Raw genomic sequence first — 12371 nt, 5'->3', positions numbered from 1 at the left:
TAGTTAACTAAAGTTAACATACGGCTTTAGTATGAAGCTCGCGAAGGGGTATGGCGTGAGAATTCGGGGCGTTGGCCATACGGCATAGCACGTCCACATTTGAAGGGGGCGCCGCGGGGTCCCTTCGATACGCTGAGCGAGGGGTATACTGCTGCCCGATGTACCGCGGCGCGCGGGGACCTCCGCCGCCGGCAAGAGAACGGATGCTCACGATGGCCGAGAACGAAGCCGCACCGCTGACCGACGACGAGCGCGAGGAACTCGAGGCCCTGCGCGCGGAGAAGGCGCGTCGCGAGGACGAGGCGCGCGCCCGCGCCGAGCGAGAGGAGCTCGAGCGCCTGCGCGCCGAGCAGGAGCGCGAGGACGCCAAGATCCTGGCCGAGCGCGCTGTGGCCCAGCGCGCGGCGGAGGCTGCGGCGCCGGTGCCCCACGCGCCCGCGAAGGCCGCCGCCGCGCCGGAGCAGAAGGCCGTCGTGGATCCCGAGCACCTCACCTTCGGCCAGAAGATGGTGGGCGCCGGCGCCGATCCGGACGACCCGGATGCTGGCATGCCTCCCGCGCAGATCCTCATCATCGTCATCGCCGTCATCGCCGTCATCGCGATGGGCGTCTACATCGCCACGCACTAAGGCGCTCATTCCGCGGCGCGCAGCGCGGCCCGCGTGGCCCCACCGCCGTTCCCCAGCAACCGGGAAGGGAAAACCATGGCTCTCACCGACCCCACCAAGCCTACCGACGTCGCCCTGCTCACCGATCTCTACGAGCTCACTATGGCCCAGGGGCTGTGGGAGAGCGGCAAGCTCGACGAGCAGGCCTCCTTCACCGCGTTCTACCGCGACCACCCCTTCGGCAGCGCGTTCGCCGTCATGTGCGGCACGGCCGACCTTCCGGACCTGGTGGAGAACATGCGCTTCACGGAGGAGGACGTGGCGTACCTGGCCTCGCTTCAGGCTCCGGCGGGCGGCGCCCTCTTCAAGCCGGGCTTCCTGGATTATCTGCGCAGCTTCCGCATGCACGTGGATATCGACGCCATCCCCGAGGGCGAGCTGGCGTTTCCGCGCGAGCCCATGGTGCGCGTGACGGGACCGGCGCTCGAGTGCCAGCTGCTCGAGACCGCCCTGCTCAACACGGTGGGCTTCCAGACGCTCGTGGCCACGAAGACTGCCCGCGTGGTGCAGGCGGCGAAGGGTCGCCCCGTGGCGGAGTTCGGCCTGCGTCGCGCCCAGGGGCCGGACGGCGGCATGGCCGTGGCGCGCGCGAGCTACGTGGCGGGCTGCGCCAGCACCTCCAACGTGCTCGCGGGCCGCAAGTACGGCATCCCGGTCTTCGGCACGCACGCGCACAGCTGGGTCATGAGCTTCGATTCCGAGCTCGAAGCCTTCCGCGCCTTCGCGCGCAGCAGCCCCAAGAACTGCACGCTGCTCATCGACACCTACGACGTGCGCGAGGGTTGCGAGAACGCCATCACCGTCGCCAAGGAGATGGAGGCGGCCGGCGAGCGCCTCTCCGCGATCAGGATCGATTCCGGCGACCTTGCCAAGCTCTCCACCTACGTGCGCGGGCGCTTTGACGCCGAGGGCCTGGACTATGTGAAGATCTCGGTCTCCAACGACCTGGACGAGTACACCGTGCAGTCGCTCCTCGACCAAGACGCGCCCATCGACAGCTTTGGCGTGGGCACCAAGCTCGCCACGTGCTACGACCAGCCGGCATTGGGCGGGGTCTACAAGATGGCCGCCCGCCGCGCCGCGGGCGACGCCGCGTGGACACCCGTGGTCAAGCTCTCCGAGCAGCCCTACAAGCGCACGATCCCGGGCGTGCAGCGCGTGCGCCGCTATATGGATGTCGCGGGGTCTCCCGTGTGCGACATGATCTACGACGAGGTCTATCTGGCAGGCGAGGGCGCCGAGCGCGGCAACACGCTCGTGGCGGTGAACGACGCGGCTCTGGTGACGGACGTCTCGCACCTTGATTTCCGCGAGCTGCTGGAGCCGGTAGTGCGCGATGGCCGTGCCGTCGCTCCGCGGGAGGGCCTGCAGACGGCGCGTGAGCGCTGCGACCGCGCCCTCGAGGCGCTCGACCCTGCCTACAAGCGCTTCCTGTACCCGCAGACCTACGTGGTGGGCATGGAGCAGGGCCTTGCCCGCGTGCGCGACGAGCTCGTGCGCGAGCGCCTGGCAGCGACGCCCGGCGCCCTGCCCTGGAAGACCACCAAGCTGTAGGGGCACGGGCGGTTGCGAGCGTCCTGCAAAGGGGCCCGCGTCCGCCTGCGCGCATCGGATCAGTTCCACGGCGGGAGCCCACTTCCGCCTGCTAGCCGGGGAGCGTTCATGTCATCTCGCTCGTACAAGACCATGGTCGTGAAGATCGGCTCGTCCACGCTCGTGCGCGCGGACGGCACGCCCGACGAGGCCTTCCTCTCGGCGCTCGCCGCCCAGGCCGAGGAGCTCGCCGCCGCCGGCTGGCGGCTCGTGGTGGTGAGCTCGGGCGCCATCGCATGCGGCCTGCGCATGCTGGGGCTGGGTCCCAAGCGGCCCGCCGACATGCCCACGGTGCAGGCGGCCGCCTCGGTGGGGCAGCTCTCCTTTGCCCGCGCCTACGACGAGGCCTTTGCCGCGCGGGGCATTCTGACCTCGCTCGTGCTGCTCACGCGCCAGGACACGGCGCGCCGCCAGTCCTACCTGCACGCGCGTGACACGCTCACGCGCCTGGTCGGCCTCGGCGTGACGCCCGTGGTGAACGAGAACGACACCGTCACGGTCGAGGAGATCAAGTTTGGCGACAACGACACGCTCGCAGCGCTCGTGAGCTGCCTGGTCTCGGCCGACCTCTGCGTGATCCTCTCCGATATCGACGGCCTCTACACGGCGAACCCCTCGATCGACTCCGCGGCCACGCTCATCCCGCGCGTTGAGAAGATCGACGCGCGCATCATCGCGGGCGCCGGGGATTCCAGTACCTCGGTGGGTACGGGCGGCATGATCACCAAGGTGCGGAGCGCGCGCATCCTCATGACGGCGGGCATTCCCTCCGCCATCTGCTCGGGCGCCGAGGAGCGCCCGCTCGTGCGCTTGGCAGCGGGCGAGGCCGTGGGCACGCGCTTTCAGCCGCCGGCGCAGTGCCAGGAGATCGCACCCCGCAAGCTCTGGATCGCGCTCGGCGATACCGCGCACGGCAGCCTGACGGTGGACGGCGGCGCGGCAACCGCCCTCACGCGCCGGGGCTCCTCTTTGCTGCCGGTGGGCGTGCGCGCCGTGGAAGGGGATTTTCATGCCGGCGACGTGCTCGACGTGAAGGATGCCACCGGTCTCACCATCGCCCGCGGCATCGCCGAGGCGGACGCCGACGTGTTGCGTCTTGCGGCGGGTCGCCGACAGGACGAGATCGCGAGCAACCGGCTGCTCTCCGAGCTCGCCGACCGCCCCGCCATCCATCGCGACAACCTGATCGTCTTCGCCTGACGCAAACGAGGCCGTTCACGCTGGGTGAACGGCCTCGCTCAAAGAAAATCGCCTCGTGTTCCTGGCGCTTACTTCGCCGGGTACTCGTAGAAGCCTTTGCCTGCGTTGACGCCGGTCTCCCCGGCATCCACCTTGGCCTTGAGCATCGTGGCGGACGCGGCGATGGCCTTGTTCTCGGGGTCCTTCGCCGCCGCCATGGCGGTGATGTTGTAGGCCGTGGTGAGCCCCACGATATCCAGGATCTGGAACGGGCCGAGCGGGGCGCCCGTGCCCAGCTTCCAGGCCATGTCGATGTCGGCGACATCGCCGATGCCGCCGGCGAGCAGACTCTCCGCGGAGATGAGGAACGGCACCAGCATGGAGTTCAGCAGGTAGCCCGGCTGCTCCTTCAGCACCTTGACGGGAATCATGCGAATGCTCGCGGCGAACTTCATGACCTCGGCGAGGTTCGCCGTGTCGGTGCCGGCGTGCGGCATGACCTCGGCGAGCGGGTTCTTCCAGATGGAGTTGGCGAAGTGGAGCGCCAGGTAGCGCTCGGGGCATCCTGTGTACGCGGCAAAGGTGCTCGGCAGCATGGTGGACGAGTTGGTGCACACGATGGCATGCGCCGGCAGGTGCTTGGCGATCTCGGTGTAGAAGGCGATCTTTTCCTGCGGGTTCTCGGCGATGGACTCGATGACGAGGTCGGCGTCGCGGAAGGCTTCCTCGTAGTCCAGTACGAGCTTGATGCCCTTGTATGCGGCCTTGACCCTTTCCTTCGCGGCCTCGCAGGTCTCGGGCGTCGCGTCCTCGCGGGGCATGAGGCCGTATGCGTAGGCGCCGGGAGCCGCGGGGTTCGCCGCCATGGCGTCGAGCGTTGCCAGGTACGTGTCGCGCAGGCGGTCGAGTTTGGGCCGGCAGCGTCCGATGGAGCCTTCGCTCCGGAGCCAGATGGTCACGTCGTACCCCGAGTAGGCGGTCTGGAATGCGATCTGGCTTCCCAGCACGCCGCCGCCGGCGACCACGACTTTTTTGATGTCCATGGAACACTCCCTTCGCGAGCGGCGCCGGCCGCCCGATAGGCTATGGGCGACCACAGTATGCCCCCGCCGCCGTGTCTCGATACGGGCGTGCCGGCGAGCGACGCGGGTTGCGGGCTATACTGGTCTGATCATCGACGCTCGGAGGATTCCATGACCAAGCTCGCTTCCTATTACCTGCCCGGCCTCTATGTGGAGGACCATGCGATCGACGTTCCGCTCGATTGGCGCGGGTTGGAACCCGCCCGGCTCGCGGCCGACCGGAACGCCCGGTCCGCAGGCCCCGAGGCAACCCGCCGCGCGCCGATCGCCGGTACGCCCGAGACCATCCGGCTCTTCTACCGCACGGTCTGCGCGCCCGAGAACGCGCATCGCGACCTGCCGCTCCTGGTGTTTCTGCAGGGAGGCCCCGGCGGGCAGGGCCCGCGCCTGACCTCGCCCGCATCCGACGGCTGGGTGGCGGAGGCCGTGAAGCGCTTCCGCGTGGTGCTTCCGGATCAGCGCGGCACGGGCCGGAGCGCCCGCGTCTCACGGCATATGACGGAGCGCGTGCCCGGTGCCCGCGCCCAGGCGGACTACCTCAAGCGCTTCCTCGCCCGCTCGATCGTGCGCGACTTCGAGTACCTGCGCCTGACGGAGTTCGATGGCCGTCCCTGGACCACCCTCGGCCAGAGCTACGGCGGCTTCCTCACCCTGACCTACCTCTCGTTCTATCCCGAGGGCGTCTCCGCGAGCTTCACCTGCGGCGGTATTCCCCACGTGCCCGCGAGCGCGAGGGAGGTCTACGCCCACACGTTCCCGCGCATGGCGAGAAAGACCGCCCAGTTCTACGAGCGCTATCCGGAGGACGAGGCCCGTGTGTCCGCCCTGGCCGACCGCTTGGCGAAAGGCGACGTGCGGCTCGCGGACGGCGCTCCCATGACGGTGCGCCGCCTGCAGCTCATGGGCTCCGACTTTGGCATGAAGCCCAGCTTCGAGCGCATGCACAACATCTTGGACACCGCCTTCGAGGAAGGCGACGGGTCGATTGTCGCGGGCGCGGACCCCGCGAGCCTCACCGTCACCGACGCGTTCCTCGCCGCCGCGCTTGACCGCACCTCCACGGCGGCGAATCCGCTTTACTGGACCCTCCAGGAATTCATCTACGCCGACGGCGAGCTGGCGGAGCCCATCTGCTGGGCCGCCGCGCGCGAGTATGGGAGCCGTTCCGAGTTCCAGCCCGCGGCGCGCCCGCTCCTGTTCACGGGCGAGGCGATGTTCCCCTGGATGTTTGCCGAGGACCCGCTGCTCGCGCCCTTCGCCCCGGCCATGGACCTGCTGATGGAGGACGTGGAGTTCGATTGCATCTACGACCCTCAAGCGCTTGCCGCCAACGAGGTGCCGCTCCAGGCCGCCGTTTACTTCGACGACCTCTACGTTGATTCCGGCCTGCAGCTAGATACGCTCTCGCGCGTGGGCGCCAGCCATGCCTGGGTGACCAACGAGTTCGAGCACGATGGCCTCCACGGTAGCGCGGTGTTCAAGCATATCTTCGACGAGGCCCTGAACAGGGGAGACCTGTCCAGCATCTTCTAGAGGAGATGAGCTGCGCGCCCGCTCGGGAGGGACGGCCCGGCAACGCCCCGACGCGTCCTCGCGAAGCTGGAAAACGTCTGCGCCGAGCCGCGGGAACGGGCTAAAACGGGTTCGTTCGCCGAGGGTTGAGGCAAGCAATCGGGCCGCCGCCCGTTCCTGGGCTCGGCTTCGACGCTTTCTCAGCTCGCTGCGGAAGGCGCCGGGGCGTTGCCGGGCCGCCCCTCCCGAGCGGGCGCGTAACCGATTGGAAACAGGCGCTTGCGCGAGCACTCCACTGTGCTATAGTGCCGGGCTAAGCAAAAGAGCCAACTCACCGAAAGGAGTCACCACCATGCAGAACACCATGCTCAACAACTGGTGGTGGCGCGATGTGAACTCGTTCGGTCGACGGTGAGTCTCCTCGCTCCTGCCTCGTAGCAGCTGCCAAGGCCTCCGGTCTGACCGGGGGCCTTTTCTTATGCCGTCCCCCGCGAAGACGACCGAGCGAAATCGCATCGCGCGCCTTCGTCCGTCTCCAGCAATCATCAAACGCCATTCCAGGATAGTCACGTTCGAAAGGAAACTGCCATGTCTCAGACCACCACCGCCCAGCCCCGCACCGTCGAGTCCGTCGATCACGGCAAGCTGGATATCAAGGCCCTCGTGCTCCTCGCCGTGCTCCTCGCCGCCGGCTTCATCCTGGACTTCACCGTGGGCAAGGTCATCTCCGGCGCTACCGGCGGCGCCATCAGCCCAGAGTTCATCATCTCCGCCTTCTGCCTGACCATCCTGGTCGTGCGTCCCAACATCTTCCAGGCCCTGATCATCGGCCTCATCTCCGCTGCGGTGATTCAGATCACCACCACCTCGCCGTTCGTTGACTTTGCCGCCGAGGGCGTCGCCGCCATGGTCATGGCCGCTATCGTCAGCGCTGGCGTGAAGTCCGGCGCCAAGGCTGCCATCCCCGCGGTGGGCACGTTCGTGACCACGGTGCTCTCCGGCGTGATCTTCATGGTCATCAAGCTCGCGCTCTTTGGCTTCTCCGCCGAGATGGTCGCCGTGCTGCCTGCCGCCATGCTCCCCGTCATCTTTGCCACGGCCGTCTTCAACGCCGTGCTCGTGGCCGCGCTCTACATCCCCATCAAGAAGGCGTTGAAGGTCGAGTAGCATCTTCGAACGCTCGGGCGAGCCGCGAGTTCGCCGTACCGAGGAGGTTGCATTTGCGCCGGTTGCGGTAGTATTGACGGGCCGTCACCTTGGCGGCCCGTTTTCGTCAACGCATGAAGGGGAAGGCCGCATGGCTCCTATCATCGAGATGAAGGACGTCTCGTTCAGCTACGGCGCGAGCTCGCAGGTCGCGCTCGACCACGTGTCGCTTTCCGTCCGGGAAGGCGAGTTCGTGGGCGTGATCGGCCCCGCGGGCTCGGGGCGCTCCACGTTGGCGGCCGTGCTGTCCGGGGCGATTCCGCACCACTTCCACGGCCAGCTCTACGGTGTCACGTACGTGCAGGGGCTCGATACCTGCGAGGCCACGCTGACCGACATCTCCTCGGTGGTGGGAAGCGTGCTGCAGGACATCGACGCGCAGATGGTCGCCTCCGTGGTGGAGGACGAGATGCTCTTCGGTATGGAGAACTTCGGCGTGCCGCACGACCAGATCGAGCAGCGCCTCGTGCAGACGCTCGAGACCGTCGGCATCGCCGACCTGCGCCATCGCGAGATCGCCACGCTCTCGGGTGGGCAGAAGCAGAAGGTCGCCATCGCGGCGATCCTCGCCATGGGCCCGCGCGTGCTCGTGCTGGATGAGCCCACGGCCGCCCTCGACCCCGCCGCCACGCAGCTCGTGTACGACACGCTGCGGCGCATCAACCGCGAACGCGGTGTCACCGTGGTGGTGATGGAGCAGAAGGTCGCGATGCTCTCGGAGTACTGCGACCGCGTGATGGTGATGGACGCCGGCAAGATCGTCTTTTCCGGCGCTCCGCACGAGGTCTTCGCGCACGGTGAGGAACTGCGTCGCATCGGGTGCGACAGCCCGCGCGTGACGCGCATCTACAACCGTCTGGTAGCGGACGGGGTCGTGCCGGCGGGGAGCCCGTGCTTGAACGTGTCCGAGGCGGAGCAGCTCATCGCCCGCGCGCTGGGTGGCCGCGAGACCGCGGCGGCGGGCTCGGCGAAGGCGGCGGTCGTCTCCGAAGCGGCCTTGCCCGCGTCGTCCCCGCATGCACCCGCGCCCCGGCCCAAGGCCGAGGGTGCCAAGCCCGCGGTGTCCTTCGAGGACGTGTGCTTCTCCTATCCCGGCGGCGGGGCTTCCGTGCAGAATCTCGAGCTTGCCGTCTATCCCGGCGAGCTCGTGGGCGTGGTGGGGCAGAACGGTGCGGGCAAGACCACCCTCACCAAACTGCTGAACGGCCTGCTCAAGCCCAGTTCGGGCGTGGTCACCGTGGCCGGCCTGGACACGCGCGAGGCGCCGGTGAGCCGCATCGCCGCCCACCTGTCGACGCTCTTTCAGAATCCCGACCGCCAGATCTGCCGCGAGACGGTGCTCGATGAGGTCGCCTTCGGCCTGGTGCTCACCGGTACGCCGCAGGAGGAGGCCCGCGAGCGCGCGCAGCGCGTGATCGAGCGCTTCGGCCTGCCGGCGGAGGAGGCCCCGTTCTCGCTCTCGCGCGGGCAGCGGCAAAAGATCGCCCTTGCGAGCGTGGTCGTCATGGAGCCAGAGGTCATCGTGTTGGACGAGCCTACGAGCGGCCTGGATTACCGCGAGTGCATGACCGTCATGGAAACCGTTTCCGAGATGGCCGAGCGCGGCAGCGCCGTCATCATGGTCTGCCACGATATGGAGGTGGTCTCGGACTTCGCCGAGCGCCTGGTGGTCATGGCCCAGGGGCGCATCCTCGGCCGCGGCCCCACGCGCCAGGTCTTTGGCGAGGGCGACCTCATGCGCGAGGCGAGCATCGCCCCGCCGCAGGTGACGGAGCTCTCCGAGCGCCTGGCGCGCACCATCTCGCCGGCGTTCGCGGGCCTCTCCGAGGTGGACGACGTGGTTTCGGTTGTGGAGGAGATGGTCGCCCGATGATCAACGTCATCGACTACGTGCCTGGCACCACAGTGCTGCATCGCATGAACCCCGTCGCCAAGCTCGGCCTCGCGGCCGGCATCATCATCGCCACCTTCACGGCGGACACCTACCCCATGCTGCTGGGGCTGCTCGCCCTCACGCTCGTCCTCGGCGTCTACGCCGGGGTCTTCAACCGTCTGGCCTCCCTGCTCAAGCTGCTGGTGCCGCTCGCGGTGGTGATGTTCCTGCTCCAGACGGCCTTCATGCGCACGGGCGCGCCTCTGGTGTTCTGGATGACGACGGACGGCGCGGTCACGGGCTCCAAGGCATGTCTGCGACTCCTCGGCGTGGCGCTGCCGCTCATCCTCATGCTGACCGTGACCAAGCTGAATGACCTCGCGAACGCCTGCGTTGAGAAGCTGCACGTGCCCTACAAGTACGCGTTCACCTTCACCACGGCGCTCCGCTTCGTGCCCATCTTCGGCCAGGAGATGAACGCCATCATGGAGGCTCAGACCGCCCGCGGCGTGGAGTACGACACCAAGAACCCCTTCCGCAAGCTCACGCTCATGCTGCCGCTCTGCATTCCGCTGCTCGTGAGCTCGGTGGGCAAGGCCGACGCCACGGCCCTCGCCGCCGAGCAGCGTGGCTTCTACCTCCGCACGCGCGCTAGCAGCTACAAGCGCTACCCCATGGCTCCCATGGACGTGACCGCCCTCGTCATTGCCGTGGGCCTCATCGCCCTGGGCATCGCGTTCTAGTTGAGAGCCGCCCACGGGTTGCCACGGCCGCCGGGGGCGGGTGCGCTGGTCCTCGCGAGACTGGAAGACTTCCCGGAGAAGCCGCGGGAACGGGCGACCCGCAGCCGGCTCCGCGCCGTCACCGACGAGCTGCAACCTAGTTATTTCTTTTTTAGGAGCACCGCGCCGATCGCGCTTCGCACAAGCAGGGCAACAAAGGCCGGACGGCCCCGCGTACCCGAAGCGACACTCCGCAGCGAACTGCGAAAACGGCGAAGCCGTTTTCCAGTCTCGCGAGGACTGAACGCAGGGTACGCGGGGCCGTCCGGCCGTCAGGTCAGTCTAGGCCAGCGAGGAGAACCGGTCGATGATCAGGTTCAGGCATTTGGGCAGGGCTCGCGCCGAGAACTCGGTGGGCTTGCCGGGAATGACCTCGCCGTCGAACTCCATACCGAGCGAGGGTGTGACCGTCACGCGTGCCTCGCGTGCCTGGAAGAGCTTGAACTGCGGGCGACCTAGGCCCTTGCCGGCGGGGTCTAGCATGCCGGCGATCACGGTGGGGAGCAGCTCGACCAGCTTCGCCGGCTCGATCACGGCGATGTCGATGAGGCCGTCGTCCATACGGCAGTTGGGGAAGAGGTTGATCTCGTTCTGGATCACGGCGGTGTTGCCCGCCATGCAGCCGATGCCGTCCAGTTCGTCCACCTGGCCGTCGTGCTCGATGGTGAAGTGCGCCACCTGCGGGGAGGGCGTGGAGAGGGCGGAGAGGAAGTAGGCGATCTCGCCCATGTCGCCGTGGCTGGCCTCGGCCTTCTGCATGATCTCGGCATCGAAGCCCGTGCCGGCGATGATGATGAATCCATGGCGTCGTTCCTCGCCGTTCTCGTCCTTCCACGAGAGCTCGCCCATATCCACCTGGGCGGTCTTGCCTGCGCGGCAGGCTTGGGCGAGCGCGGCCGGTTCCGGGGCGTTGCCGATGTTGTTGAAGAACAGGTTGGAGGTGCCCGAGGGGAACACGAGCACGGGCACGCCGGTGTCGCGCAGCTGGTAGAGGATGCTCGAGACGCTGCCATCGCCGCCGGAAGCGACCACGCGGTCGAAGCTTCGCGCGTCGCGTGTGGCGTCCTCGGGCTCCATACCGTCGCCGATGAAGCGGAAGACGACCTCGTCGTCCGCCCGCGAGAGCGCGTGGGCAAAGGCGAAGATCTCGTCCGAGCGCGGACCGGAAGCGGGGTTGTGGATGATGAGGCAGCGCATGGGCGTGGCCTCCGTTCTGTGCCTGGGCGGTTATAGTAGGAACGATCGTAATCCTACCCGCCCCCGCATGGGTGAGTGAATAATACGGGAGAGACATGTACATCTCCACATCTGACGAGTTGGCGGCCTTCTGCGAACGGGCCCGCTCCTTCGATGCCGTTGCCGTTGACACGGAGTTCCTGCGCGAGCGGACCTACCATGCCAAGCTCTGCCTGGTGCAGGTCGCCACACCGGACGAGTGCGTGGTGATCGACCCCCTGACCATCGAGGACTTGGAGCCGCTTGCCAGGCTCATGGCCGATGAGGAGGTCATCAAGGTCTTCCATGCCTGCTCACAGGATATGGAGGTGCTCTACCACGTGCTGGGCACGCTGCCCGCGCCCATCTTCGACACCCAGGTGGCGGCCGCGTTTCTGGGTGAGCGGCAGCAGAGCTCCTATAACGCGCTCGTGCACGCGTTCTGCGGCGTGACACTCCCCAAGAGCGAGTCGCTCACCGATTGGAGCGCCCGTCCCCTCACGCCCGAGCAGATAGACTACGCGGTTGACGACGTGCGCTACCTCATCCGCGTGTTCGACGTCATCTCCGAGCGCCTTGCCGAGACGGGCCGTGCCTCCTGGGTGATGGACGAGACGCGCCCGCTCACCAAGCTCGAGCATTACGTGCTCGACCCACGCTCCGCGTACCGCAAGGTCAAACGGGTGAGCGGCCTGACGCGGCGGCAGCAGGGCGTTGCGCGCGAGCTCGCGGCGTGGCGCGAGCGCCGTGCCATGGCGCACGATATCCCGCGCCGCTGGATCATGTCGGACGAGGTACTCGTGGCGCTCGCCAAGCGGCCGCCTCGCACGGCGCCGGAGCTCCGGCGCGTGCGCGGCACCGAGGAGCTTTCCGACCGGGACGTGCAGGCTGTGCTCGCCGCGGCGGCGAACGGTGCCCGGTGCCCGGCGGAGAACCTGCCCAACCTGGAGCGTGGGCGCAAGGCCATGGACGCCGAGCTCGAAAGCATCGTCGACCTCATGTACGCGCTCATTCGCCTGGTGAGCGAGCGCAGCGGCGTGGCGACGAGCATCATCGCCACGCGGGAGGACCTGGCGGGCTACATCGAGCATCCGGAGAAGAGTCCGCTGCGCGACGGCTGGCGCTTCGAGCTCGTGGGCACGCTGCTTGACGACCTGCTCGCGGGCAATCTCGGACTCACGGTGAAGGGCCGCAAGATCGAGATGCTGTAGCGGGGCCCGTGGCGGGCGTGACGCGCCCGGCTTGTGGGTACAAGGGGTCC

At 67.8% G+C, this 12371-nt stretch carries 10 protein-coding genes; 8 read left to right on the top strand and 2 right to left on the bottom strand.

Annotated features, from left to right (window positions below):
* The first annotated feature begins 212 nt into the window (after positions 1–212).
* The 3 genes from GDJ97_RS06705 to proB all read left to right on the top strand — a co-directional run bounded on the left by GDJ97_RS06705 (position 213) and on the right by proB (position 3461).
* On the top strand, positions 213–629 hold the full coding sequence (locus GDJ97_RS06705) for a hypothetical protein (RefSeq protein ID WP_152070528.1): 417 nt from the start codon (positions 213–215) through the stop codon (positions 627–629).
* 75 nt (positions 630–704) lie between these two features.
* Positions 705–2222, top strand: coding sequence for a nicotinate phosphoribosyltransferase (locus GDJ97_RS06700; protein ID WP_152070527.1), 1518 nt, complete (start codon positions 705–707; stop codon positions 2220–2222).
* A 108-nt stretch (positions 2223–2330) separates the two neighbouring features.
* Positions 2331–3461: a glutamate 5-kinase gene (gene proB / locus GDJ97_RS06695; protein WP_152070526.1), complete on the top strand. Its 1131-nt coding sequence runs from the start codon at positions 2331–2333 to the stop codon at positions 3459–3461.
* A gap of 68 nt (positions 3462–3529) precedes the next feature.
* Here proB and GDJ97_RS06690 read toward each other — a convergent pair whose 3' ends face one another.
* Entirely contained in the window at positions 3530–4483 is a 954-nt protein-coding gene (locus GDJ97_RS06690) for a 3-hydroxyacyl-CoA dehydrogenase (protein WP_152070525.1), read from the bottom strand.
* Between the two features lie 150 nt (positions 4484–4633).
* Between GDJ97_RS06690 and GDJ97_RS06685 the strand changes: the two genes are divergently transcribed.
* From GDJ97_RS06685 to GDJ97_RS06670, 4 genes are all read left to right on the top strand, one after another.
* Entirely contained in the window at positions 4634–6055 is a 1422-nt protein-coding gene (locus GDJ97_RS06685) for an alpha/beta fold hydrolase (RefSeq protein ID WP_152070524.1), read from the top strand.
* A gap of 567 nt (positions 6056–6622) precedes the next feature.
* Entirely contained in the window at positions 6623–7201 is a 579-nt protein-coding gene (locus GDJ97_RS06680; protein WP_152070523.1) for a hypothetical protein, read from the top strand.
* A 130-nt stretch (positions 7202–7331) separates the two neighbouring features.
* Complete coding sequence (locus tag GDJ97_RS06675) at positions 7332–9113, top strand: ABC transporter ATP-binding protein (protein WP_152070522.1); 1782 nt, start codon at positions 7332–7334, stop codon at positions 9111–9113.
* Positions 9110–9856, top strand: a complete 747-nt coding sequence (locus GDJ97_RS06670) for an energy-coupling factor transporter transmembrane protein EcfT (RefSeq protein ID WP_152070521.1) — start codon at positions 9110–9112, stop codon at positions 9854–9856. Before GDJ97_RS06675 ends, GDJ97_RS06670 begins: the two co-directional genes overlap by 4 nt.
* 321 nt (positions 9857–10177) lie before the next feature.
* On the opposite strand, the gene GDJ97_RS06665 is transcribed toward GDJ97_RS06670, so the two are convergent.
* Complete coding sequence (locus tag GDJ97_RS06665) at positions 10178–11092, bottom strand: diacylglycerol kinase family protein (RefSeq protein WP_152070520.1); 915 nt, start codon at positions 11090–11092, stop codon at positions 10178–10180.
* A 95-nt stretch (positions 11093–11187) separates the two neighbouring features.
* Here GDJ97_RS06665 and rnd point away from each other — a divergent pair, with 95 nt between their 5' ends.
* On the top strand, positions 11188–12321 hold the full coding sequence (rnd, locus tag GDJ97_RS06660; RefSeq protein WP_152070519.1) for a ribonuclease D: 1134 nt from the start codon (positions 11188–11190) through the stop codon (positions 12319–12321).
* The last annotated feature ends 50 nt before the right edge of the window (positions 12322–12371 follow it).

Source organism: Collinsella sp. AK_207A, assembly GCF_902501965.1.
Classification (GTDB): domain Bacteria; phylum Actinomycetota; class Coriobacteriia; order Coriobacteriales; family Coriobacteriaceae; genus Collinsella.
Note: the sequence above shows the minus strand (reverse complement) of the source record. Positions and strands in the feature narration are given on the sequence as shown.